This is a genomic window from Amycolatopsis sp. NPDC102389 (genome assembly GCF_044765885.1).
Lineage (GTDB): Bacteria > Actinomycetota > Actinomycetes > Mycobacteriales > Pseudonocardiaceae > Amycolatopsis.
On sequence record NZ_JBIWKX010000033.1, the window covers coordinates 24727 to 48553 of the forward strand.

Below are 23827 nucleotides of genomic sequence, written 5' to 3' on the forward strand. Positions count from 1 at the left end.
TGAATCTGCCCCTTCGGACGCGGCGAGGAAAGGGCCGGTGTGCTGAACTTCGTTGCGGCGAAAGTGTTTCGCGGTCTCACTGACGGTCTAGTCTCGGTTCATGATCGATCTGTACCCACCTGCCGAGCCGTACGACAAGGGACTGCTCGATGTAGGTGACGGCAACGTCCTCTACTGGGAGACCTGCGGGAACCCGGCCGGGAAGCCGGCGGTCATGCTGCACGGCGGCCCCGGGCAGGGCTGCACGCCGGGGATGCGGCGGATGTTCGATCCGGCCCGCTATCGCGCGGTGCTGTTCGATCAGCGCGGTTGCGGCCGCAGCACCCCGCACGCGAGCGACCCGGCGACCGACATGCGGCACAACACGACGGATCATCTCGTGGCGGACATGGAACGCTTGCGGGAACACCTGGGGATCGAACGCTGGCTCGTCACCGGCGGTTCGTGGGGCACGACGCTCGCGCTCGCCTACGCCGAGCGTTTTCCGGAGCGGGTCACCGAGATCATCGTCAGTGCCATCAGCACGACGAGGCCGTCCGAGATCGACTGGCTGTATCACGGCGCCGGCCGGTTCTTCCCCGAAGAATGGGCCCGTTTCCGCGGCGACCTCACCGGTGATCTGGTCGCCGCCTACGCGCGGCTGCTGGAAGATCCCGACCCGCGGGTGCGGATCGAGGCCGCCCGTTCCTGGTGCGTCTGGGAGGACACCGTGCTGTCACTGGAACCCGGCGCGACCGTCCACAATGGTCCGATCGGCGAGTGGGAACTCGCGCTCGCACGCATCATCACGCACTACTACTCCCACGCGGGCTGGCTGGAACCCGGCGCGCTGATCCGCGACGCCGGTCTGTTGCGGGACATTCCCGGCGTGCTGATCCACGGGCGCCGGGACCTGAGCTGTCCGGTGGACACGGCCTGGGAACTCGCCCGCGCCTGGCCCGGAGCGGAGTTGCTGATCGACGACGATTCGGGGCACCACTCGAGCGACCTGAAGCGGACGTGGAAACTGGCGGCGCTGGACCGGTTCGCGTCGGCTGGGTATTAAGAAAGGAGGCGATCCCTTACCTGCCGCAGATGGGTCGTGCTCGCTCCTCCCTTCGTCAGGTAGGTGGACGCGCCTCCGTGGCGGGTCTCCAGATGGGCGAGGGTGCGTAGAATCGTGTCGCCGGCGCAGCCTTCTGTGAGCGCGTAGTCCGCGGCGATCGAGGCGCGTGACACGCCCGCGACACTCAGCGCGAGCGCGAGGCGTCGGTGATCTGACGCCGGTTGTCGTCGAGCATCGTGCGGTACGCGTCCGGCATGGTGGTGCCCTGCTCGGCCAGCTCGGCGATCAAGGGCGCGTTGCGGTACACGGGATCGTTCACTAACGGACTGGGCTGCGCGCGTTGAGGCAGCCTTCCCAAGTCAACTTCATCGAGCGCCTCCAGGTGGTTGTCGTCAGGATCGTGGTTTCCGAGCCTAGACGGTTTCGCCGACATGGGGGACGTCCTTCGGTTCGGCCCGTATTGGGGGTGAGGCGGAGATGGCGTGACCGGACCTTTGCGGGCTGGTTCACCCTCGCCCGAGTGTCCACAAGGGACATTGCCCGGCAAGGTGTCTCCCAAAACGCTTTGAGTGGGCTCTCTTGAGGGGGCGCGGCTGGGACATGTTGCGAAAGTGGCTTTCGCAACGCTCCTCATCGGTCTATGAACCCGCTTTCGCGGCTGGCACGAGCGTCGGCGGTTCGTCTATGTCCTGAGGTGCATGGTGTTGCGCCTCGGTGTCCCGGTCGGGTCGAGGTAGGCGGGTGGGGTGAATTCCGGTAGCCCGTCTTGGGCGATCCGGACTTTCCATTCACTGCGGTGGATCAACCGGTGATGCCGGGTGCACAGCAGCACGAGGTTGTCGATCTTCGTTTCGCCGTGGTGCCGCCAGAAAACAATGTGGTGTGCGGTGCAGCGGGGTACGGGCATGTCGCAGCCGGGGAACGCGCAGCCGCCGTCGCGGATGGTCAACGCGTATTTCTGGGCGAGGGAGACGGTGCGTTTGGATCGGCCGATGTCCAGTGGTTCGCCCGCGGTGCCGAGGACACCGGGCCGCACGCGGGCGTCACAGGCAAGGATGCGGGCATCGGTCGCGCTGATCGGCCCCACCAGGCCCAGGTGTGCTTCGCCGATGTCGCTGATGAGGTCGTCGTAGGACATGGTGATGAGGATGTGCGTCGCCTCGCCCGCCTGGCCGGGAAGGTTGCGGCTGGTGGTCTTCAACCGCACATAGTCGGTGAAAGCATCCCCGAAGCGCTCATCCTGGGTACGGGAGTCCCGCACCCCGTCGATGGCCTTGTGCGGTTTGGCCATCGGGTCGAGGTCGGACTTCAACCGAGCGTAGGTTTCCAGATCAAGCCTCGCTTTGAGCCCCAAGGTGCCGTCGCGGTGCTTGACGAACCGCAGCTCCGGCCGGGTCTCTTTCGGGTCGTCGTTGCGGGGTTCTTTCCCGTCGGGGTCGAGTTTGTCGAGCAGGCGGCGTCCGGCGCGGGCGATCTGCTTCGGCCCCGCACGCCGGGCCAGCTCGACGAGGATTTTCTCCCCGCCCCGCACCTTCTCCTCCGGCACGGTCGACGGAATCCGCGCGAGCGTCTTGATGATCGCGTCGATCTGGCCACCGCCGATCGCACCCTCCGCCGCAGCCTCGGCCGTCAACGGCGCCAAGGGTGGTTCGGGGTCCCCACCGAGGGACGGACCAGGATGCAGGGCCAACACGCGGTCGGCGCGGGCACTGGCTTCCTTGTCCGAGACCAGGAAGTCCTCAAGAATCAGCCCGGTCAACGTCGCATGCCCCGAACACCCGCGCACGCCGCGGGAATTGATTTCCGCGAGGATCGCGTTCTGCTCGGCATCCAATTTTCGTTTCAGGACTTCGAGTTCCTGTTTGCGGGCGTGCAGGGTGGCCGTGTCGACGCGCCACCACTCGGTGCGTGTCGTCGGGGAGGTGTTGTCGCTGGCCACGGGATCAACGTTACGCCGTGTCGAACACCTGTGCTATAGCATATTCAGACTATGCCGCATTCCGCTAATGCTCGCGGGGTGGTCGCAATCAGTCGACCAATTGCGACCACCCGCCCGAACCGCCGGATTCACGCGGCGCGGTGAATGACGATGTCGTCGAGCCGCGTGCGGGCGTAGACCTTGACCCCGCCCTCGCCGCTCGTCGCGACCGAGTTGCGCACGGATCCCTTGGTGCTCTTGGCATCCACCGACGCGGCGTCCCCGTCGACGCCGACCTCGATGCCGCCGGACGCGTTCACCAGTTCGGCCTCGCCGTGTGACAGTCGTCCGACGCGAATCGGGCAGTTGGCCGCCTTCGCGACGATGTCGCCGTCGGCGCGGTCGATGTCGAAGCTCCCGCTGGAACCGGAGAGGTCGACGTCGGAGCGAGCGTGCCCGATCCAGACCTTCCCGGTCGCGCCCGAGTACTTGACGCTGCCTTCGACCTCGCCGATCCGGACTGCCGCCGAGCCGCCGTCGACGTCTACGGTCCCGGCGACGTGCCCGATCGCGATCTCGCCGGCCGCGAGGTTGCCTCGCACCGCGGCGACGCGGTCGATGCGGACCTGCCCCGACGACACCTCCAGTGCGCAGTCACCGAACTGGCCGTCGGCGTTGACGTCCGACCAAGCCGTGTTCAGGACCAGCCGGGAACCGGTGGGCACCTCGATCGTGATCGCGACGGAGCCGTTCTTGCCGCCCGCCTTCTTCGTCTCGATCGACAGCTCTCCGTTGTCGAAGCCGACCTTGGTGTTCTCGGCGACCTTCACGTCCGACTTGCTCGTGGCGTCGATCGGCTCGACCAGGACCACCGTGTCGGTGCGTTCGCTCGCGGTGAGGCGAACCCGGGCACCGGCGACGGTCAGCGTGGCGGCGATCGGCTGCGGGGTGGGGAAAACGGACATCTCGAACTCCTCGGTGGTGGTGATCTCTCGTTGTGAAAGCAACGATCACCGACCGCCCTGACACCGGACCGCCACGGCGCTGACACGCCGGGAACACGGCATGGCCGGTACAGGTCACGGCGATCCGCACCTCGCGAAGCGGCCGGACAATGGTGTGACTGGAAGGGAGGCCCGATGTCCGTCGACATGGATATCGCCACGGTGAACCGGATCGGGGCACAACTCGTCGCGATCGGTGACGACATGGAACGCGAGTGGGGCAAGTTCCGGCGGGCCGTCGAAACCGGGCGGGCCGGAATCGGCGTCGATCCGCTAGGCACGGCCTTCCTCGGCGAATACCGGCCGGCGGAAGTCTCGGTGCTGAGCCACGCCGATCCGCTCCCGGCGTTGTGGCAGGCGGACGGCCACGGCGCCACGATCTCGGCGGCGACCTATGCCAAGGCGGATCAGGACGCGGCCTCCGGGTTCGGGAAGTAGCACCGGATGGCCGTGCCACCGCCGAACAACGCCCACGGGCTGTGGGCGGCGGTCAGAGCCGAGATCGAAGCGGTCCGCGGGAGCCGGGAGCCCGCGATGGCCTGGCCCGACACCGACGAGGACAAAGTCCAGGCGCTCGCCGTCGCCTGGCGTGACGCCTCACTGGCCTTCACGCCGGTCCGGGTCGAACCGAACGATCTTCGAGACGCTTGGCGGGACAAGGCCGGTGAGATGTTCGCACAGCGGGTCGAGGGAACCATCCGGACGACCACCAACGTCAGGGTCTCCTGTCAGCAGCTGTTCGACCACGTCAACCGCTTCGCGTCGATAGTCGCGCAAGTGAAGCAGTCGATCCGAGCGACCGTCGACGACCGCGAGCAGCCTTACGCGAACATGCGGGACGAAGGGGAACGACGCGATTTCGTCCTGATCGTGGCCAACGCGGTCAGGGACCTGCTCACCGCAGGGGTCGCGTCGGTCAACGGCTTCGACTCGGGTGTCACCACGCAGACCGCCTCGGAGGACCCGGTCGCCGAATACGACGCCATTCTCGCGTTCATCACCGACGAGATGGTGCGCAACGGGCTGTCGCCGGACCTCCAGCACATCCGGGATCTCTTGAAGGACAAGGTGAATCCCTTCACCTCGATCGGCGACAAGGTCGAGGCGCTCAAGGAGTGGTACGACCTCGTGAACACCGGTGCCCAGTGGGACCACAAGGGCAGGATCCTGGACATGACCACGGGGGACAACACGTTCACCCCCATGCCGGGCCTGCGGGAGCAGATCCGGTACGACGTCTGGTCCAACATCCATTACGGGTACGTCGGCACCCTGGGTGGAATCGACGAATGGACCCTGCACGCCGGAGCCAACGCCGCCGATTGGAAGGACGGCCATCCCACCGATCCCGCCGATCAGGCGTCCGTGCAGCTGGGTATCGATCTCGCACACGAGTACGGCCCGGGCGCGCTGACCCCGGAGGCCGTCACCAAGGCGATCCTCGATCGCCGTGACAGATTCGAGCAGGCGGGCGCCATCCGGCCGCTGTGAGCCGAAGCCCTGTTCATCCTGGAGTCGGCAGAGTGACGTCCTCGGGTGTCTTGTCCGCCCGCAGACCCCGCCAGGTCGTATGCCGCAGACGGCCGTCCGGGGTCCAGTTCCGGTGCACGACCTCCCCGACGAGTTCCGGCTCCACCCAATGCACCCGCCGCGCCCGATCGCGCGGGACCTCCGAAGCGAAGGGCGGCTTCTTCCGTTCCAGCGGAACGAGCCGGGCGTGCAGGTCTTCGAGGACCTTGTCGCTGAAGCCGGTCCCGACGTCGCCGATGTACCGCAGGTCTCCGGCTTCGTCATGGGCGCCGAGCAGCAGCGCGCCGAGCGTTCCCGAGCGCCGTCCGTCGCCAGGGCGCCAGCCGCCGATCAGGACCTCTTGGGTGTGCCACAGCGCCCGTTTGATCCACTGCCGTGTCCGCTTGCCGGGGTAGTAGCGGCTGTCCAGCTTCTTCGCGATCAGTCCTTCGAGCCCGTGCTGCCGGACGACGTCGAGCAGCTGATCGGGGGAGATGTCGTCGTCGGTGTACCCCGGGGGGATGGCGATGCGGCCGCCGGCGCCCAAGGACGTCAGCACCTCGCGCCGGGCCGCGTAAGGCTCGTCGAGCAGGCCTTCGCCGTCGAGAAGCAGCACGTCGAAGGCGAAGAAGTGCACCGGGCTGCGTTCCAGCAGTGACGCGTCGGGGGTGCGCAGGTGCCGCGTCTGCAGCATCGGGAAGCTGGGCCGCCCCTGCTCGTCGAGGACGACGATCTCGCCGTCGAGGACGGCTTCGTGACCATCGAGCGCTTCGGCGGTGACATCCGGGTACGTCGCCGTGATGTCGATCCCGCGGCGGCTGGTCAGGCGCGTCTCGCCGTCGCGCGCGACCCGCAGGCAGCAGCGGTAGCCGTCCCATTTGTACTCATACCCCCACCCGCCGGTGGGCAGGTCGCCGTCGGTCGCCAGCATCGGGGCGATCGCGTCCGGCACGGTGCTCATGCCTCACGGTACCCCGGAAACGCCGCCGGTGATCTATCGTCGAAGGGTGCCTGAGGAGCGGATAACGGTCGAGGTCGAAGGTCGGCGGCTGGCGCTGTCCAATCTGGACAAGGTGCTCTACCCCGCGCACGGTTTCACCAAACGCGAGGTCCTCGACTACTACCGCCGGATAGCCCCGGCCATGCTCCCGCATCTGCGCGACCGCGCCGCCACGTTCCGCCGGTTCCCCGACGGTGTCGACGGCGAACCGTTCTACGAGAAGAACGTTTCCCGCCACGCGCCCGATTGGGTGCGCACCGCGCGGCTCACCAACCGCGGCCGCCGGGGCGGGGAGGAGACGCTCGACTACCCGGTCGTCGGCGATCTCCCGACGCTGATGTGGGCGGCCAATCTCGCCGCGCTGGAACTGCACGTTCCACAGTGGACGGTCGGTGTGCGTGGCGCGCGGAAATCACCCGATCTGCTGGTGTTCGACCTCGATCCCGGTCCGCCCGCGGACGTCGTCGACTGCTGCCGGGTGGCCGAGACGCTCAGCGACCTGCTCACCGAAGACGGTCTCACGGTGTACGCGAAGACCAGCGGCAACAAGGGAATGCAGCTGTACTGCCCGGTGCGCACGCGCTCTGACGAACGCACCTCCGAGTACGCCAAGGCCGTCGCGGAGGAACTCGCGCGCCGATCACCGGAAACCATCGTCGCCAAGATGACGAAGGCCATCCGCCCCGGCCGTGTGTTCATCGACTGGAGCCAGAACAACACCGCCAAGACCACCATCGCGCCGTACTCGCTGCGCGGCCGCGCCGTCCCGACCGTCTCCACGCCGGTGACCTGGGAGGAGGTCGAAGCCTGCCGCAAGGCCGCCGACCTGCTGTTCACCGCCGAGCAGGTGCTCGAGCGCGTCGAGGAGATGGGCGACCTGTTCGGGGACATCGCCGAGTATCGGGTGGCCGTTCCCCAACGGTGACCGGTGTCATGTTTGAACCGCGTCCGACGGGAAACTCCCAGGTCAGAGGAGTGACCCCGAATGAACGAGACAGCGAAAGACCCCGAAGACCTCTCATGCCGGGCCCTGGCCATGCTGCGGGCCGTGGCACAGGGCAGGGCCGAAATCACCGTCAGCCTGGAACCGGATCTCTACGTCGACGGCCTGCCGTGCAGTGACCAGGTCACGGCCCACCGCCTCGCGCACGCCGGGCTGATCCGGATGCCCGACGGAGGCGTTCCCGGCACCTTGGTACCCGCGGAATTGTCCGAAACAGGACAGGATCTCCTGACACCCTTGGCGCCTGCCGCCTAGCGCTACCCGGAAAGACCACTGTGGACGGCCACCCGTTCCGCATACGATCGGCGGAGCGGGTGCGCGGGGGTGCGTGCCCACCGGGCTGGTGCCTCCGGGGCCGGTGAGGATGTGGCTGTTGACCGGGTATCACACGCTGGCCGAGACCGAGAACGCCGTGCGGGCCAAACTGGGCGGGATCCCGCTGCTGTGGGAGCGGATGGAGGCGGTGGCCAACCTCCACCGCGCCGCGACGGCGGTCCGGCTGCATTTCGAGAACTCGGTCCTGCGCACCGCGGGCCTCACCTGGACGGCGTTCGTGGTGCTCTGGGTGGTGTGGATCTTCGGCGAGAAGGAGACCAGGCACGTCGCCGCGGAGTCCGGGATCACCAAGGGGACGCTGACCGGGGTCATGAAGACCCTGGAGGCGCACGGCCTGGTCACCCGGCGCAAACATCCCGTCGACGGACGGCTGGTGCTGCTCGCGCTGACCCCGGAAGGGGAGCGGCTGATGCGGGAGCTCTTCCCGGAGTTCAACCAGGAGGAAGCGTTCGTCACCGAACGGCTGACCCCCGCGAAATGCACCGAGCTGGCCGCTTCGCTGCGGGAGATCGTCCGGCAGCTGGAGGAGAAGGGCGAAGAGCGGCGGGCCCGGGAGAGCTGACCCCTACCGAAGACGGTTGCGCGGCACGTCCGGCGACTCCTACGTTTTTTGGAGCCGAACGAAGCGAAGGGCGCCCTTGATGGACTTCCGGTACTGGCTCGGTCAGGCGTTGACGGCGAACGAGGCGTGGGCGGAGACGTTCACCCCCGTCCGGCCGCATCCGTCACTGGAGATCTCCGACGGGCGGTTCGAGGCGGCGTTCGAGGAGCTCACCGAGCGGCTGAAGGACAACTACCCGTTCTTCCACCCGTCCTACGCCGGCCAGATGCTCAAACCGCCGCATCCGGCCGCGGTGGTCGGCTACCTGAGCGCGATGCTGGTCAACCCCAACAACCACGCGCTCGACGGCGGTCCCGCGACGGCCGAGATGGAACGCGAGGTCGTCCGGGCGCTGGCCACGATGTTCGGCTACACGGAGCATCTGGGGCATCTGACCACCAGCGGCACGATGGCGAACCTCGAGGCACTGTTCGTCGCGCGGGAAACGCATCCGGGCAAGGGGATCGCGTACAGCGCCGAGGCGCATTACACGCACGGCCGGATGTGCGGCGTGCTCGGCGTCGAGGGGCACACTGTGCCGGTCGACGGGCGTGGCGCGATGGACCTCGACGCGCTCGAAGATCTGCTGCGCACCGGGAAGATCGGCACAGTCGTGCTCACCGCCGGGACGACCGCGCTCGGCACGGTGGAGCCGATCCACGAGGCACTGGCGCTGCGCGAACGCTACGGCGTCCGGGTGCACGTCGACGCCGCCTACGGGGGATTCTTCCGCCTTCTGTCCGGTTTGGACGGTCCGGAAGGGCTGCCCGAAGCCCCGTGGCTCGCCATCGCCGAGGCCGACTCGATCGTCATCGACCCGCACAAACACGGCCTCCAGCCCTACGGGTGCGGCGCCGTGCTGTTCAAGGATCCCGGCGCGGGCCGGTTCTACCTGCACGATTCGCCGTACACCTACTTCACCTCGGAAGACCTGCACCTCGGCGAGATCAGTCTCGAATGCTCCCGCGCGGGTGCGGCCGCCGCCGCGTTGTGGCTCACCTTCCGGGTGCTGCCGCCCACGCCCGACGGCCTTGGCCGGGTGCTCGCGGCCGGGCGCCGCGCGGCGTTGCGGTGGGCGAAGCTGCTGGAGGACTCCGAGCGGTTCGACCTGTACCAGCCACCGGAACTCGACATCGTCACCTACTTCCCCCGCACGGAGCCGCTTTCGCTGTCGAAGATCGACCAGGAGAGCGTGCGGATCCTGCGCACCGGCATGGCCGCGGCCAGGGAACCGGTGTTCCTCAGCACGCTGCGGGTGAGCGAGCCTCAGTTCGGGCTGCGTCACACCGGGGTCGACGCGGATGCGGACGGCGCGAGGATCCTGCGTAGCGTGCTGATGAAGCCCGAAAGCGAGGACCACGTCGACCGGCTGCACGAACGGCTGGAAGAGTTGTCCCGCGGTTGAGCTCGCCAGTACCGCAGACGAATGGATCCACCATGCCCGCACCAGGTCCCGCCGAACCCGTGACCGCGATCGAGACGAAATCGCTCGGCACCGGGTTCCGGCGGCGGCACGTCACCATGCTGGCCATCAGCGGGGCGATCGGTGCCGGGCTGTTCGTCGGCACCGGCGCGGGGATCAAGACCGCGGGCCCCGGCATCCTGCTGTCCTATGTGGTCGCGGGCCTGCTCATGGTGCTCGTGATGCGCATGCTGGGCGAGATGGCGGCCGCCGAGCCGAGCAGCGGCTCGTTCTCGGTGTACGCGGAGAAGGCGCTCGGGCGCTGGGCCGGGTTCACCGTCGGCTGGCTGTACTGGTCGCTGCTGGTGGTCGTGGTGGCCGCCGAAGCGACCGCGGCGGCGGGGATCGCGAACGGGCTGCTGCCCAAGATTCCACAGTGGACCTGGGTGCTGCTGTTCATGGCGGTGCTGACCGTGGTGAACCTGTTCGCCGTGCGCTCGTTCGGGGAATTCGAGTTCTGGTTCGGCGCGATCAAGGTGACCGCCGTGGTCGGCTTCCTCGTACTCGGCACGCTGGCGGTGTTCGGGATCCTGCCGGGGACGACGCCGGTCGGGCTGAGCAATCTCACCGGGCACGGCGGTTTCCTGCCCAACGGCCTTCAAGGCGTGCTGACCGGTCTGCTCGCGGTGGCGTTCTCCTTCGGTGGCATGGAACTGGTGACCATCGCCGCGGCCGAGTCCGACGACCCGGCGGGCTCGATCCGCCGCACCACGCGCACGGTCATCGTGCGGCTGCTGCTGTTCTACGTCGGTTCCGTGGCGCTGATGGTGCTGTTGCTGCCGTGGGAGTCGGCTTCGGCCAACACCAGCCCCTTCGTCACCATCCTGGAGAAGATCGGGGTGCCGTCGGCGGCGCTGCTGATGAGTTTCGTCGTGCTGACCTCGTTGCTCTCGGCGCTCAACGCGAACCTCTACGGCGCCTCGCGAATGGTGTTCTCCCTGGCCGAACGCGGTGAAGCGCCACGCGCGATGCTGAAGCTGTCCGGCACGGGTGTCCCGCGGACGGCGGTGCTCGCGTCGGTGGCCTTCGGTTTCATGGCCGTGGTGCTGAACTTCCTCGCCCCCGAACACGTGCTGCCGTTCCTGCTGAACGCCATCGGGGCGAACATCCTGCTGGTCTGGATCTTCGTCGCCGTTTCCCAGCTGCGGCTGCGGAAGGCGGCGGAACGCGACGGCACGGCCGCCGACCTGCCGGTGCGGATGTGGGGTTTCCCGTGGCTCAGCTGGGTCGCGCTGCTCGCGATGGCCGGTGTTCTCGTGCTCATGTGGACCGACGCCGACGCGCGGACGCAGCTGTTCACCAGTGGCGCGGTGGCCGTGCTGATCGTGGTGATCAGCCTGCTCAGGCGACGTCCGCGACGCTGAACAGTTCGCGTTCGACCCGGCTCAGCGCCAGCCGGACCGCGCCGAGCGCCACCGCGTCTTCGCCGAGCGTCGACGTCGCGACGTGTACCGGGAACAGGCACAGCCGGGCCAGTTCGGCGCGCAGCGTCGTCGCCAGCGGGTCCTTCCCGCCGCCGATCACCACCAGTTGCGGGTCGACGGCGAGGACGGTGGCGGCGACGAGCTCGACGGACCCGCCGGCCTGTCGCAGGGCCCCGATCTCACCGGCCGCGCCGTGGTGGCCGTCGTGCAGCTTCCCGCCGAGCAGCAGCCCCAGCGAGACAGTGCGCCCGGCCTGCACGTAGACGACGTCGTCGAGGCCGTGCGCGGCGCCGCGCCAGTGTTCGGCCAGCGTCGCGAGTTTGGTGTCGTTCCCGGCCAGCACCGGGCAGCCGCCGCCGAACTCCGCGGGCAGGTCGAGGCCGGTCCAGCCGGGAAGGCGGTGGTCGCGGACGACCTTGCCGCCGGACACCACGCCGGTGGTGCCGATGCCGAGCAGCCGCACGTTGGCATGGCCTTCCACGGCCGCGCCGAGCACCTGGCGCGCGGTGCCGAGCCGGTCGGCCGCGGCCATTTCCGGGGTGAGCCCGGCCTGCGCCCTCCCGACGACCTCGCCGCGCAGGTCGGCCACGAGGCACAACGTCTGGCGCGGGCCGATTTCGAGGCCGGCGACGTGGCCGGACTCGGGGCGGAAGCGGTACCGCTTGGCGGGTCTGCCCACCGGTCGCGGCGCGTCGGGGGAGAGCGGCACCTCCTCGACCAGGCCCTGTTCGCCGAGGTCGGCGGCGATCTCCTCGACCGTCGGCCGCGAGACCTCGCTCGCCTTGACCAGCTCCGCGAGGGTGAGTTCCTCGGCCGCGTACAGCGCCCGCAGGACGGCGATGGCGTTGAGCCGCCGCAGCAGTGACGGATCCCCCCGCGACAGTCTGGCCATGCGGCTCCCTAGGCGGTGACGCGTTTGTCGTACTGGGCGCGCGCGAGGGCGATCTCGCTCTGGTGGTCCTCGGTCCAGGTGACCAGTGACTGGATGGTCTTGTGCAGCGTCATGCCCAGCGGCGTCAGCGCGTATTCGACCCGGGGCGGCACCACCGGATAGACGGTCCGGTTCACCAGCCCGTCGCGTTCCAGATGCCGCAGCGTGGTGGTGAGCATGCGCTGGCTGATGCCGTCGATCTTGTACTTGAGCTCGGTGAACCGCAGGGTGTTGCGGTCCAGCAGCGCGATCACCAGGAGCGACCACTTGTCCGCCACCCGGTCCAGGATCTGGCGGACCTCGCAGTCCTCGCGCGTGTCCCACTGGAAGGCCTCGTAGTCCTCCTCGGTGAGTTCACAACGACTAGGTGAGTTCAAAGTGCCTTCTTCCATGGTCATCGATGGTGACGGAAGATCTCCTTGGTTACAAGAGGGAACCGACCGGCTGATGAGTAACCGTCGGTTCCCGTTCACTGAGGGAGATCCGATCTTGAGCAACTCACGAACGCCCCCGCGCGCCGACCGGATGGGCGGGCGGGCCTGGGGCGTGCTCCTGGTGCTGTGCGGCGCCATCTTCTTGGAGGGCATCGACGTCGCGATGCTGAACGTGGCGCTACCGTCCATCCGGGCCGAACTCGGCCTGTCGACGGCGACGCTGAGCGGCGTGGTGAGCGCCTACGTGCTCGGTTATGGCGGGTTCATGCTGCTGGGCGGGCGCGCCGCCGACCTGTACGGCCGCCGTCGCATGTTCCTTGGCTGGTTGGTGGTGTTCCTGGTCTTCTCCGGGCTGGGCGGATTCGCCACCGAAGGCTGGATGCTGCTGCTCGCCCGGTTCGTCACCGGCGTCGCCGCGGCCTTCATGACCCCGGCCGGTCTGTCGATCATCACCACGAGCTTCGAAGAGGGCCCGAAGCGCAACAAGGCCCTGTTGTTCTACGCCGGCACCGGGGCGGGCGGCTTCTCGCTCGGCCTCGTCATCGGCGGGCTGCTGACCAGGATCGACTGGCGCTGGGTGTTCTTCACGCCGGTGATCCTGTCCGCGGTCATCCTGCTCGCCGCGCTCTGGCTCATCAAGGAACCCGCGGGCGGGGAACGCGTGCCGCGTCGCCTGGACTTCGCCGGCGCGGTCACCGTCACAGCGGCGATGTTGCTGATCGCCTACGCGGTGGTCCGGCTGGAACACCCCGCGCAGGGCTGGGGCTGGACCGTCGCCTCGTTCGCCGGGGGAGTGGCCGCGCTGGCGGCCTTCGTGTCCGTCGAACGCCGCTCCTCCGCGCCGCTGGTGCGCCTCGGGATCCTGAGGTCGGGTCCGCTGGTGCGGGCGAACGTCAGCGCCCTGCTGTTCGCGGGCTCGTTCTTCGGGTTCCAGTTCCTGGTCACGCTGTACCTGCAGGAACTCCGGGGCTGGTCGACGCTGGAAACGAGCCTGGCGCTGCTGGCGGTCGGGATCGACGCGATCCTCGCGCCGACGCTGACCCCGCGGCTGGTGGCGAGGTTCGGCAACACCCGGCTGATCTTCGGCGGCTTCGTGCTCGCCGCCGTGGCGTACGCGCTCTTCCTGCCGCTGGACCTGGACTGGACGTATGCGGCGATGTTCCCGTCGATGATCATCCTGGGTCTCGGCTTCGCCCTGGCCTACGGTCCGCTGACGATCGTCGCCACCGAGGGGATCGCCGAGGACGAACAAGGACTCGCGGGCGGTCTGCTGTACACGGCGTTCCAGTTCGGCGCGGCGCTCGGGCTGTCCGCGGTGACCGCCGTCAACGTCGCCGCCCTGGGCGCGGGTGGTTCGCCCGAAGCGGCGCTCGGCGGATTCCGGGCGGCGCTGGTCGTGCCGCTGGTGATGGCCGTCCTCGCCGCACTCGTCGTCGTGTCCGGTCGTCAGCGAGTCTCGGCGAAGGCCGCGAGGTTGGCCAGCGAAGAGGCGATCCCGGCCTCGTGATCCGCCTGGCCGATGCCGGACGGCACATCCGTCGCGGTGACGGTCACTTCGGTGCCATCACCCGTGGCGGCCAGGTCCCAGGTCATCGTCATGGTGCCCGCGAACGCGGGGTCCTCGGACTCGAAGACGGCCCGCTGCACAACGCGTTCGGAGGGCACCAGGTCGGCGAACCCGACTTCGACGACGTCCGTCGCGTCCGACGATTTGCCGGGCGCGGCGGACGCGTCGAGGTAGGTCAGGGTCATCCGGAAACCGCCGCCGGGCCGCGGATCCCAGTGTTCGATCCGGCCACGCATGCCTTCGGGCGGCAGCCAGGTTTCGAGCGACTCCCGGTCCAGGAGTGCCTGGTAGACGGTCTCGGGCGGGGCGGCGATCGTCCGGCTGCCGCTGTCGATCCTGTCCATGGCGTCGAGTCTAGGGCGCACCGTCCTCGTCAGGGGTGCCGTGGAGTGATGGTGTCCCGGGTGATCGACTCGACCTTCTCCTGCGCCTTCTTGGCGTCGGTGACCCAGAGCTTGTAGAAGTCGAACGGGCAGTCGGCCACGCCCTTGTCGCCTTCGTCGGCGTCCTGCACGCCGGTGTAGCCGCGGTGCAGCAGCTTGAAGATGTGGTTCTGCGACTGGTCATAGGTTCGCGCGTCGCGGATCGCCGACACCGAGAGTTGCGCGTACTGGATCCCGTACTCTTCTTCACCGGTCTCGCCGAGCGTGCGCCCGTCGAAGCCGATGATCGCTGAGTGGCCGAAGTACGAGTACACACCGTCGAAACCGGCGGCGTTCGCCACGGCCACGTAACAGTTGTTGGCCCACGCCATCGCCTTGGCCATCAGGATCTGCTGCTCCTTGGCCGGGTACATGTAGCCCTGGCAGCGCACGATCAGCTCGGCGCCCTTCATCGCGCAGTCGCGCCAGATCTCCGGGTAGTTCCCGTCGTCGCAGATGATCAGCGAGATCTTCATGCCCTTGGGGCCGTCGCTGACGCAGGTGTCCTCGCCGGGGTACCAGCCTTCGATCGGGCACCACGGCAGGATCTTGCGGTATTTCTGGACGATCTCGCCGCGGTCGTTGATGAGCACGAGCGTGTTGTACGGCGGCTTGTTCGGGTGGTCCTCGTGCCGCTCGCCGGTGATGGAGAAGACGCCCCAGGTCTGGGCTTCCCGGCACGCGGCGGCGAAGATCTCGGTCTCCTCGCCGGGAATCGTCGCCGCGGTCTCGTACATCTCCTTGGGGTCGTACATGATGCCCTGCGTCGAATACTCCGGGAACACCACGAGGTCCATGCCGGGCAGCCCGGATTTCATGCCCACCACCATTTCGGCGATCTTGCGGGCGTTGTCGAGGACTTCGGCCTTGGTGTGCAGCCGCGGCATCTTGTAGTTGACCACCGCGACGCCGACCGTGTCCGGGCTGGCGGAAATGTCACCGTGTCGCATGAAGACTCCTTTTCTCCGAACGGTTTTCAGGACGGGTAAACGCCGGTGAGGCCGAGGAACGCGGGCACCGTGCACGTCGGCTGGCTGAGCAGCAGGGTGGTCCATCCGGTGAACCGCGTCAGCTGTTCTTTGCCGAGGCCGAGAACCAGGAAGAACAAGGTCCACAACAGCGCCCAGGACAGCCAGATGACACCGAACACCGGATCGCCGTCGTGCCAGAACGCGATCCCCGCGTACACCACGGCGGCGCCCGCCACGAAGAGCGAGAACCAGCCGATGCCTTCGGGCTCCAGGCCGGCGAGGTTCGCGATGCCGACGTAGAGGTAGGTGAAACCGAACAGGTACAGGCCGGACGCGGCGAGGATCGCGTCCGGATTCCCGTGCGCCTGGACGATCAGCACGGTCGGGGTGACGCACTGGAGCGCGCCGACGAACAGGTTCAGCACCGCCGCCGACCGCGGCGGTATCCGGCCGAGCAACATCAGGCCGTTGATCATCAGGGCGGCGCCGACGTAGAGCAGACCCACGTTGCCCATGCGCACCTCCGCGTAACCGGCATCAGGTGGAATAATTTCAAATGAAAGTATGTGGTGTGCCGGAGCGAGTCAAGAGTGCGGATTTCAGAGCCTGGTGAGGACTTCGAAGTCGTAACCGTCGGCGACCGCGAGATGGACGTGCTGGTCGGCCTGCTGCCCGCGGAACTCGATCGTGCCGCGTGGCCCGTGGTAGGCGACGCCGTCGATCGCCGCGTTGAGCGCGGGCAGGTCGGGTGTCCCCGCCCGGCGAACGAGTTCCGCCAGCGTGTGCAGCCCCTCGTAACAGGATTCGGCGGCGTTGTTCAACGCCGGGGCGCCGGGTCCGTTGCGGTCGACGTAGCGGCCGAGCAGGTCCATGGCGTCGGCGGTGACCATGGACCGGAAGTACGCGGCGGACACGTAGAGGTTGCCGGTGGCGTTCGCGCCACTCGCGAGGAGCATGTTCTCCTCCATCAACGGGCTGAACCGGACCAGCCGATCGCTGAGCCCGTGCGCGGCGAAGGCCCGGTTGAAGCGCACCGCGTCCTGCCCCACCAGCAACATGAGCACACCGTCGCTTGTGGACTGTTCGAGCTCACGGACCACTGTGGACATATCGCCCGCGCCGAGCCCGACGAACGCCTCCCCGGTGATGCGCAGATCGAGTTCCTTGGCGTACTGCCGGATCGCGTGGGTCGAGCGGTGCGGCCAGACGTAGTCGTCGCCGACGACGAACCAGCGCCGGGTGCCGAGGTGATCACGCAGCCAGCGCAGCGCCGGCTCGATCTGGCAGCGCGGTGTCTCGCCCGTGCAGAAGATGCCGGAGCGGCGCTCGCCGCCTTCGTAGAGCGAGGTGTACACGTACGGGATCCTGTCGGCCACGACCGGCGCGAGCGCGTGCCGGACCGACGAGATGTGCCAGCCGCTCACCGCGTCTACCTGCCCGCTCTCGACGAGACGCCGCAGATCGCCGGCTACTCGCGCGGGGCTGCCGCCGCCGTCGACCACCTCGGCCTCGACCTGCCTGCCGAGGATGCCGCCGGATTCGTTGAGCTCGTGGACGGCCAGATCCGTGATCGCCTCGCACGACGGGCCGAACAGCCCGGCGGGCCCCTGCAACGGGACCACCATGGCCACACGCCAGGTGTCGTCGCGGGGCCGGGTGGCGAGGCGTGGGGGCATGGCGCTCCGTGCGGTGGCCCGGTAAGGTCAAAGTGCTTTCACCTGGAAGTATTGCGAGGGTGTCCGGTTTTGGCAAGGGGACGGGATATGGGGACACGCGGCGTCACGACCGCCGGAACGTCGCTCACCGGCTCGCTCACCCGCGCCGCCCGGGCCGTCGCCGCCAGGGTCGAACAGGTGCTCGCCAAGGAAGGCCTCACCTTGGACCAGTGGCTGGTACTGGACGCGCTGAGCGGCAAGGGCGGTCTCGCCATGGCCGACCTCGCCGACCGGACGCTGGCCACCGCCCCGACGTTGACCAGGGTCGTGGACAAACTGGTGACCACCGCGCAGGCCTACCGTGAGGTCGACGCCGCGGACAGACGCCGCGTGCTCGTCCACCTCAGCGCCCGCGGCCGGGCGACGTACCGGCGCGTGGCCACGAAGGTGTCGGGAGTGGAAGCCCGGCTCGACGTGCCGGACGAAGTGCTCGTGGCGCTGCGGGGTCTCGGCGACTGAAGGTCAGGCGTGCGGCGGGTACGACATCGGCCGTGCCGGTGCTTTCGCCTTGGTCAGCGCGACGATGCCGAGGACCCCGGCGACGACGAGCGCGACGACCACGAACAGCGCGGCCACCACGTACACCACGCGGAAGCCGATGACGTCCGAAAGCAGCCCGCCGAGGACCGGCGCGATCACCAAGGCGAGGACACCGAGCCCGGCCGTCAACCCGGCCGCGACGCCGCGACCGGCCTGGAGCTGGCGGATCAACGCGACGGTCACGCCCAGGACGGCGCCCGCGCCGAGCCCGTTGAGCACCCGGCCGACCAGGAGCAGGCCACTGCTGGGGACGAAGGCGACCACCAGCACGCCGAGGAGCATCAAGGCGATCGCGGGCACCGTCACCGCCGTCGGGAAGCGCCCGCCGAGCAGCAGACCCGCCGGGAAGGCGAGCGCGGCCGCGACGACGTACGAGACGACGCCATTCAACAGCAGGGACTGGCTCGACATGGCCAGATCGATCCGCAGGGCCGACTCGCCGTCGAAACGGTAGATCACGGTGAGCAGGAACAGGCCGATGAGCGCGGCGAACCCCGGCCCGATGACCAGCCACCAGGGCTGTCCGGCGGTCGGCTGCTGGTCGGGATGCGTCGGCGTCGGCACGTACATGGAGACAACCTATAGCGACCGGCGATGCGGATGGACCAGTTCACGGGAAACCGTGGCCCGCCACGCGGCTTGGCTCGGACGTGATCTTTCCGACAGACGGAAACACCGGTGTACCGGGGAAAATTGACGAACTGCCCGGTCGAAAGGTGAACGAGCGGCGAATCGGGCCCGACGGCGTCCCACCCGAGTTCGAAGCCCTGCCGCGAAGCGCGTTGCGCCTCGCGGCAGGACCTCTGGCGGCGTGCCCCCGGCAGGACTTGAACCTGCGACCTAGAGATTAGAAGGCTCTTGCTCTATCCAGCTGAGCTACGAGGGCCGACGTCGGCGACGTTGGGTGTCGCCCAGCATCGGCAGCTTAGCCGTCGCCAACCTGTCGATCGTTCGACACCGCCAGATCGTTTCAGGTCGAGCCCACCGTTTTTTGGAACACCCGTGAGCGCGTCACGACGCGGGGTGACGCGCTCACGGGCCGGGGCCGCTTCGGGGGAGCGGCCCCTGGGTTCGTGCAGGTCGCGAGTCGACTCTTCCGCGAGCGACCGGCACGAACCGCCGGGGTGGTCAGTCCCAGATCTTGAGGGCGCGGATCACGAACGGTCCCTGGGGTACATAGGTGCCGCCACCCGGATAGGTGATGAAATCTCCTTCGGTCGTGCATTCCTCGCTCTGGTAAATCGTCACGTCCCGGCTCAGCCGGTTCACGAACGAATGACCGTCGAAGCCTTCGGGCAGGGGAATGCATTCCTCGGGATTGGAGGTGCGCAGGTCGAATTTGTGCACCACGCCGCCGTACGATTCCGCGCCCCATACGCAGAACTCGCCCTTCTGGCAGTCGGGCTGGGGCGGCGCGGTGGCGGCACCGGCGACGCCGGCGCTGGTCAGCAGGCCTGCCAGGGCGAGCAGGAGCACGTGCGGGAGGCGGGCGCGCAGGTTCGTCAAACGTCGTTGCATGGCTGGGTTCTCCCCCGTGAATCGGCGGCTCGATGGCCGTCGGTGAATGTGTGATTCCACGATGACGCGAGGGGAAGGCTTTGTCTGCCCGCATTTCTACTTCTGTGGATAAGTAGTTGTGCGCCGCTCGATCGGGGCGGGTTGTCCACATATCACCGGGACCGCCTTGCGCTTGCCGAAATCGGCTGCTACGCGGGCGCGGTGGAGTCCCTGACGACCAGCTCGGCGGGTATCTCGGCGGGGGCGGGGGCCTTCTCCCCGCGTAGTAGGGCCAGCACCAGCTCGCCCGCCGCCCGTCCCTTGGCGGCGAGATCCTGCCGGACGGTCGTCAGCGGTGGTTCGGACCATCGAGCGGGCGGGACGTCGTCGAAGCCCACGACCGAAAGATCACCCGGGACGGACAGGCCGAGATGCCTGGCCGCCGAGATCGCCGCGAGTGCCAACAGGTCCGACATGCACAGCAGCGCCGTCGGCCGCGGGTGCCGGTCGAGCAGGCCGAAAGCGCTCGGCAGGGCTGCTTCGACCGAGAGCCCGGACGCCTCCCAGATCGGCACGTCCGCCGCCGGGATCCCCGCCTCGGTCAGCGTCTCCAGGTAGCCGGCCATCCGTTCGCGGTTGTCGTGGAATCGGCTGTTCCCGGCCTCGGCCACGCTCAGTTCCCCGCCGCGGGGCGCCGAGAGGCACTGCGCCGAGAAGATCCCGATCCGCCGGTGCCCGAGTTCCACCAGGTGCCGGGCCGCGGCGGCCGCTCCCGCCCGGTCCGCGACCCCGATCCTGGCCGCACCGCGGATATGCGGCTGGTCGATCACCACCAGCGGCATCCCCCGGTCCCGGACGGCGTGCAGCACCGGCGCGCCGTCTGCCAGCGAATACGCCACCGCGATGTCGGCTTGCGCGGTCAGGATCCGCTCCGGGCGCGGGCCGCCGCTCTCGCCGTCGCCGGGGAGCAGCAGGAGGGCGTGGCCCTCGGGGTCGACGACGGTCGAGAGCGCGTCGAGGGTGAGCGACAGCGCGGGATCCGAGAACGCCGTCGAAAGGTTCGTGTCGAGCAGGACGGCGATCGCGCCGGTGCGGCTCGTGGCGAGGCTGCGCGCGGTCGGGTTCGGTCCCGCGTACCCGATCTTCTTGGCCGCGCGAAGGACCTCTTCCCGCAGCTGGGCGGACAGCTGATCGGGCCGGTTGTAGGCGTTGGACACGGTCGCCCGCGACACCCCGACGGCGTCGGCGACATCGTCCAACGTCGGCCGTCGCCGTCGCGTGCTGGTCACCGCCGCAGTCTAGTCCCGGTCCGCGCGGGTGGACTTTCTGAAGCGCTTAAGTCATTCTGGGGGAAGAAGAATCGAAGGGAGACTGGGGTCTATGCGTGACCGTACGGCCGTTTTCGTCGTGTTCGCGCTCAACGGGGCCGCGCTCGGCTCCTGGGCACCGCGGACTCCGGCGTTGTCGGAAAGGGTGAACGCCTCACCGGGTGTTTTCGGGCTGGCCCTGCTGGGCGCCAGCGTCGGCATGCTGATCGCGGCGTCGGTTTCGGGGCGGCTGATCGAACGCCACGGCGCCCGCGCGGTCGTCGCGGGCAGCACGATCATCGCCTGCGCCGCGCTGCCGATGATCGGCTTCTCCACGTCGGTCGTCCTGCTCGCCGGGGCGTTGTTCGTCCTCGGCGCGAGCGTCGGCGCGCTGGACGTGGCGATGAACGTCGCGGGCGTCGAGGTGGAGCGCCGGTCCGGGCGGGCCATCATGCCGGTCCTGCACGCCGGGTTCAGCTTCGGCGCGCTGGCGGGATCCGTCGCCGCCGGATTCGCCGCGTCGCACGAGTGGTCGCCGGGACGGCATCTCACGGTCGCCGCGTTGTCCGCGCTCGTCGTGCTGGCCTTCGTCGTCGCGGCCGTGCCCGGCGCGCGGCCCGTGCACACCGAACCCGTCGAGAAGCCGCGAGTGCCGCCGATCAAACGGCCCGTCCTCTGGCTGCTCGCCGCCATCGCGCTGTTCTCGGCGATCGCGGAGGGCGCGAGCTCGGACTGGTCTGCCCTGCTGATGACGTCCGTGCACGGGGTCGGCGAGGGCGCCGCGGCCTTCGCCTACTCCGGGTTCGCCCTGGCCATGGCGCTCGCCAGGCTCGCGGGCGCCTGGCTTCAGAACCGTTTCGGGGCGACGCGTGCGCTGGCGGTGGGTGCCGGGATCGCCGCGGCAGGCCTGGTGCTCGCCGCGGTGGCGCGCCTTCCGGTGTTCGGGTTCGTCGGCTTCGCGCTGGCGGGTGCGGGGCTGGCCGCCGCCTTCCCGATCGCCTTGAGCCTCGCGGGAGCGTCGGGGAAACGCGCCGACGGAACCGGAGGCGAGCGAGAGCTGGCCTTTGTCACGGCGATCGCCTACACCGGCTTCCTCGCCGGGCCGCCGCTGATCGGCGGGATCGCGCAGGTGACGTCGCTTTCGGTGTCGTTCCTGTTCGTCAGCCTGACCGCCGCGCTGATCGTGCCGTCCGCGGTGGGCGCGGCGCGGGCGCGGAAACGGGAGGAGACCGCCGAACCCGTCACCCGTTGACATCTTCGCCGGAGCCCGGGCAAGCTTGTCGAGCGTAAACTGAAATGAATGCGACCTGGTCGCCATTTCAGGCAGGCTGATCCGGGGAGGAGCGGCGTGAGAGTGCTGATGCTCGGAGGCGGCATAGGGGTCCTGGCCGGCCGTCATCAGGTTCCGGGGATCCCGGCGCGGCTGGTGCAGACCACGTTGCCCTGGCTCATCCTGGTCCCGGTGGCGTTCCGGCTGGTGATGCTGGCGCAGGCGCTGTGGACGGCGGGGCCGACCGGGTCGGCGCTGTGGATCTTCGTGCTGGCGCACCTGGTGCCGAACGTCGCCGAAGCCGTCTGGATCTTCCGCCGCCCTTCGGCCGGTATGCGGCTGGTCCCGGTGGCCGACGCCGGGTTCGCCGCGCTCTTCGTCCTGGGAGCCGCGCCGTTCGCGCAGGACAGCGCGATCACGTCGATCACCTGGACCCATCTGATGGGCACGGTGATGATCTGCGCCCTGCTGCGAGGCGCGCTGGCGGGGGTCTTGACCATCGGGGGCGCGGTGGCGCTGAACACCGCTCTGCACCCCGCCTCCTCGCTCACTCTCTTGCTCACGCTCGCGACCGCGCTGGTGGCGTCACTCGCGATCGTCGGCGTGGTCGGCGCTTCGATGCGGTTCGCGCTCGGATTCGGGGAGCAGCAGGGCCGGGCGGCGGAACGTGAACGGCATCGCCGCGACGTCCACGACACCGTCCTGCAGGTGATGGAGTCGTTCGCGATCCCCGCGCCCGCCGACGAACTCGACCCGGCGGCCAGCCTCGACCGCGTCCGCCGCACCGCTCGCGCCCAGGCGATGCGCATCCGGATCAGTCTCGAACACGAATCCACCGAAGGGATCGGGCTGCACCAGAGGCTGCGGCTGCTCGCCGCCGAAATGGCCGCGGAGGGCTTGCGGGCCGAGGTCGTCATCCAGGACGACTGCGCGCCGGAGCTCGCGGAAGAAGCGGCCGTGGCACTGCACGACTCGGTCAGGGAGGCCTTGCGCAACACGTTGAAGCACTCCGGGACCAGGCGGGCCGTGGTCAGCGTCGAGGAGATCGGCGGCGGGGTCTGTCTGACGGTGCGCGATCACGGCGCCGGTTTCGACGTCGGCGACCGGCGGCACGGCTTCGGCCTCGAGCACTCGATCATCGCGCGGATGGCGGAGATCGGCGGTTTCGCGCGGATCGAATCCAGTCCGGGGCTGGGAACGAGAGTGGTGCTCCTCGCTCCCTCAGTCCTGCGTCTCCCCGTCGGGTGAGTCCCGCCACTGGCGGAACGGGCGGTCCAGCGTCCATTTGCCGCCCACCCGCTCCACGACCCGGTATTCGCAGGTCGTCGGGTTGGACAGGGACTCGAACAGCTCAATGCTCCAGCCGAAGAGCCGCCGGCACAGCAAGCGGATGGTCAGCCCGTGTGAGACGACCAGCACGGTTTCGGGGTGATCTTCGCCGCACGCAGCCAGCTCGCTGAGGAACGCCGCGACCCGGTCGTCGACGTCCGCGCCGGACTCGCCGAACGGGAGCCGGTAGAAGAAGTGCCCGAACTCGTGGCGGCGTTGCTTCTGGACCTCCTGCTCCAGCGGATCCTGGAGGTTGCCCCAGTCCTGTTCCCGCAGCCTCGGTTCCGGCACGATCCGCTCGCAGGCCGCGCCGATGTCCAGCAGCCGCAACGTTTCCCGCGTCCGCAGATAGGGGCTGACGTAGACCGCCGGCCGCTGCCCGTCGAGGATCTCCTCGATCACCGGACCCGCCAGCTTCGCCTGCTCGCGGCCGGCGTCGGTGAGCGGGAGGGCGTGGTCGGGGATCCGGGTGTAGGCGAGCTCGTCGACGTTGCCGAGCGACTCGGCGTGCCTCAGCAGGATGATCCGCACGCCGCCATCTT

26 protein-coding genes and 1 tRNA gene are annotated in these 23827 nt (G+C 68.8%); 12 read left to right on the top strand and 15 right to left on the bottom strand.

All coding sequences use genetic code 11. From position 1 onward, the window contains the following. Positions 1–100: 100 nt before the first annotated feature. Positions 101–1045 (top strand): prolyl aminopeptidase, encoded by a 945-nt coding sequence (gene pip / locus ACIRGA_RS25485; RefSeq protein WP_400945146.1) that lies wholly within the window; start codon positions 101–103, stop codon positions 1043–1045. A 184-nt stretch (positions 1046–1229) separates the two neighbouring features. Here the strand turns inward: pip and ACIRGA_RS25490 are convergent, their stop codons facing one another. From ACIRGA_RS25490 to ACIRGA_RS25500, 3 genes are all read right to left on the bottom strand, one after another. Further along, positions 1230–1364: a hypothetical protein gene (locus ACIRGA_RS25490; protein ID WP_400945148.1), complete on the bottom strand. Its 135-nt coding sequence runs from the start codon at positions 1362–1364 to the stop codon at positions 1230–1232. 363 nt (positions 1365–1727) lie between these two features. Next, positions 1728–2984 (bottom strand): DUF222 domain-containing protein, encoded by a 1257-nt coding sequence (locus ACIRGA_RS25495; RefSeq protein WP_400945150.1) that lies wholly within the window; start codon positions 2982–2984, stop codon positions 1728–1730. A gap of 128 nt (positions 2985–3112) precedes the next feature. Further along, entirely contained in the window at positions 3113–3928 is an 816-nt protein-coding gene (locus tag ACIRGA_RS25500; RefSeq protein ID WP_400945152.1) for a DUF4097 family beta strand repeat-containing protein, read from the bottom strand. A 174-nt stretch (positions 3929–4102) separates the two neighbouring features. On the opposite strand from ACIRGA_RS25500, the gene ACIRGA_RS25505 reads away from it, so the two are divergent. Beyond that, on the top strand, positions 4103–4405 hold the full coding sequence (locus ACIRGA_RS25505; protein WP_400945154.1) for a hypothetical protein: 303 nt from the start codon (positions 4103–4105) through the stop codon (positions 4403–4405). 6 nt (positions 4406–4411) lie between these two features. Further along, positions 4412–5458 carry a polymorphic toxin type 44 domain-containing protein gene (locus ACIRGA_RS25510; protein WP_400945156.1) on the top strand — a complete coding sequence of 349 codons (1047 nt, stop codon included), beginning with the start codon at positions 4412–4414 and terminating at the stop codon, positions 5456–5458. Positions 5459–5471: 13 nt separating this feature from the next. Here ACIRGA_RS25510 and ligD (ACIRGA_RS25515) read toward each other — a convergent pair whose 3' ends face one another. Beyond that, positions 5472–6437 (bottom strand): non-homologous end-joining DNA ligase, encoded by a 966-nt coding sequence (ligD, locus tag ACIRGA_RS25515; RefSeq protein ID WP_400945158.1) that lies wholly within the window; start codon positions 6435–6437, stop codon positions 5472–5474. A gap of 46 nt (positions 6438–6483) precedes the next feature. On the opposite strand from ligD (ACIRGA_RS25515), the gene ligD (ACIRGA_RS25520) reads away from it, so the two are divergent. The 5 genes from ligD (ACIRGA_RS25520) (at position 6484) to ACIRGA_RS25540 (ending at position 11242) form a co-directional block, all read left to right on the top strand. Further along, positions 6484–7401, top strand: a complete 918-nt coding sequence (gene ligD, locus ACIRGA_RS25520; protein WP_400945160.1) for a non-homologous end-joining DNA ligase — start codon at positions 6484–6486, stop codon at positions 7399–7401. A gap of 60 nt (positions 7402–7461) precedes the next feature. Next, positions 7462–7734, top strand: coding sequence for a hypothetical protein (locus tag ACIRGA_RS25525; RefSeq protein ID WP_400945162.1), 273 nt, complete (start codon positions 7462–7464; stop codon positions 7732–7734). A 109-nt stretch (positions 7735–7843) separates the two neighbouring features. Continuing rightward, positions 7844–8377, top strand: a complete 534-nt coding sequence (locus tag ACIRGA_RS25530; protein ID WP_400945263.1) for a MarR family winged helix-turn-helix transcriptional regulator — start codon at positions 7844–7846, stop codon at positions 8375–8377. A gap of 79 nt (positions 8378–8456) precedes the next feature. Beyond that, positions 8457–9821: a pyridoxal phosphate-dependent decarboxylase family protein gene (locus tag ACIRGA_RS25535; RefSeq protein WP_400945164.1), complete on the top strand. Its 1365-nt coding sequence runs from the start codon at positions 8457–8459 to the stop codon at positions 9819–9821. A 32-nt stretch (positions 9822–9853) separates the two neighbouring features. Next, on the top strand, positions 9854–11242 hold the full coding sequence (locus tag ACIRGA_RS25540; protein ID WP_400945166.1) for an amino acid permease: 1389 nt from the start codon (positions 9854–9856) through the stop codon (positions 11240–11242). On the opposite strand, the gene ACIRGA_RS25545 is transcribed toward ACIRGA_RS25540, so the two are convergent. Both ACIRGA_RS25545 and ACIRGA_RS25550 read right to left on the bottom strand, forming a co-directional pair. Then, the gene (locus ACIRGA_RS25545; protein WP_400945168.1) at positions 11220–12194 is read right to left on the bottom strand and encodes an ROK family protein; all 975 of its coding nucleotides are present in this window, start codon (positions 12192–12194) and stop codon (positions 11220–11222) included. The two genes, ACIRGA_RS25540 and ACIRGA_RS25545, sit on opposite strands and share 23 nt — an antisense overlap. Positions 12195–12202: 8 nt before the next feature. Continuing rightward, on the bottom strand, positions 12203–12631 hold the full coding sequence (locus tag ACIRGA_RS25550; protein WP_395881947.1) for a winged helix-turn-helix transcriptional regulator: 429 nt from the start codon (positions 12629–12631) through the stop codon (positions 12203–12205). A 127-nt stretch (positions 12632–12758) separates the two neighbouring features. Between ACIRGA_RS25550 and ACIRGA_RS25555 the strand changes: the two genes are divergently transcribed. Next, complete coding sequence (locus ACIRGA_RS25555) at positions 12759–14174, top strand: MFS transporter (RefSeq protein ID WP_400945265.1); 1416 nt, start codon at positions 12759–12761, stop codon at positions 14172–14174. Here ACIRGA_RS25555 and ACIRGA_RS25560 read toward each other — a convergent pair. From ACIRGA_RS25560 to ACIRGA_RS25575, 4 genes are all read right to left on the bottom strand, one after another. Further along, entirely contained in the window at positions 14114–14578 is a 465-nt protein-coding gene (locus ACIRGA_RS25560) for an SRPBCC family protein (RefSeq protein ID WP_400945170.1), read from the bottom strand. The two genes, ACIRGA_RS25555 and ACIRGA_RS25560, sit on opposite strands and share 61 nt — an antisense overlap. Before the next feature lie 29 nt (positions 14579–14607). Beyond that, positions 14608–15606, bottom strand: coding sequence for an aliphatic amidase (locus ACIRGA_RS25565; RefSeq protein ID WP_400945172.1), 999 nt, complete (start codon positions 15604–15606; stop codon positions 14608–14610). Between the two features lie 26 nt (positions 15607–15632). Further along, positions 15633–16142 carry an AmiS/UreI family transporter gene (locus ACIRGA_RS25570; RefSeq protein WP_400945174.1) on the bottom strand — a complete coding sequence of 170 codons (510 nt, stop codon included), beginning with the start codon at positions 16140–16142 and terminating at the stop codon, positions 15633–15635. Positions 16143–16226: 84 nt separating this feature from the next. Beyond that, positions 16227–17303 (bottom strand): substrate-binding domain-containing protein, encoded by a 1077-nt coding sequence (locus ACIRGA_RS25575; protein WP_400945176.1) that lies wholly within the window; start codon positions 17301–17303, stop codon positions 16227–16229. Positions 17304–17390: 87 nt separating this feature from the next. On the opposite strand from ACIRGA_RS25575, the gene ACIRGA_RS25580 reads away from it, so the two are divergent. Next, positions 17391–17801, top strand: a complete 411-nt coding sequence (locus ACIRGA_RS25580) for a MarR family transcriptional regulator (RefSeq protein ID WP_400945178.1) — start codon at positions 17391–17393, stop codon at positions 17799–17801. A 3-nt stretch (positions 17802–17804) separates the two neighbouring features. On the opposite strand, the gene ACIRGA_RS25585 is transcribed toward ACIRGA_RS25580, so the two are convergent. The 4 genes from ACIRGA_RS25585 to ACIRGA_RS25600 form a co-directional block, all read right to left on the bottom strand. Further along, positions 17805–18452, bottom strand: a complete 648-nt coding sequence (locus ACIRGA_RS25585; RefSeq protein ID WP_400945180.1) for an MFS transporter — start codon at positions 18450–18452, stop codon at positions 17805–17807. Positions 18453–18694: 242 nt separating this feature from the next. Then, positions 18695–18768, bottom strand: a tRNA-Arg gene (locus ACIRGA_RS25590). Positions 18769–19010: 242 nt separating this feature from the next. Beyond that, positions 19011–19400: a peptidase inhibitor family I36 protein gene (locus tag ACIRGA_RS25595; RefSeq protein ID WP_400945182.1), complete on the bottom strand. Its 390-nt coding sequence runs from the start codon at positions 19398–19400 to the stop codon at positions 19011–19013. A 188-nt stretch (positions 19401–19588) separates the two neighbouring features. Continuing rightward, entirely contained in the window at positions 19589–20638 is a 1050-nt protein-coding gene (locus ACIRGA_RS25600) for a LacI family DNA-binding transcriptional regulator (protein WP_400945267.1), read from the bottom strand. A 121-nt stretch (positions 20639–20759) separates the two neighbouring features. Between ACIRGA_RS25600 and ACIRGA_RS25605 the strand changes: the two genes are divergently transcribed. After that, on the top strand, positions 20760–21938 hold the full coding sequence (locus ACIRGA_RS25605) for an MFS transporter (protein ID WP_400945184.1): 1179 nt from the start codon (positions 20760–20762) through the stop codon (positions 21936–21938). Positions 21939–22046: 108 nt separating this feature from the next. Next, the gene (locus ACIRGA_RS25610) at positions 22047–23204 is read left to right on the top strand and encodes a sensor histidine kinase (RefSeq protein ID WP_400945269.1); all 1158 of its coding nucleotides are present in this window, start codon (positions 22047–22049) and stop codon (positions 23202–23204) included. Here ACIRGA_RS25610 and ACIRGA_RS25615 read toward each other — a convergent pair. Continuing rightward, the gene (locus tag ACIRGA_RS25615) at positions 23178–23816 is read right to left on the bottom strand and encodes a histidine phosphatase family protein (protein WP_400945186.1); all 639 of its coding nucleotides are present in this window, start codon (positions 23814–23816) and stop codon (positions 23178–23180) included. The two genes, ACIRGA_RS25610 and ACIRGA_RS25615, sit on opposite strands and share 27 nt — an antisense overlap. Positions 23817–23827: the final 11 nt, after the last annotated feature.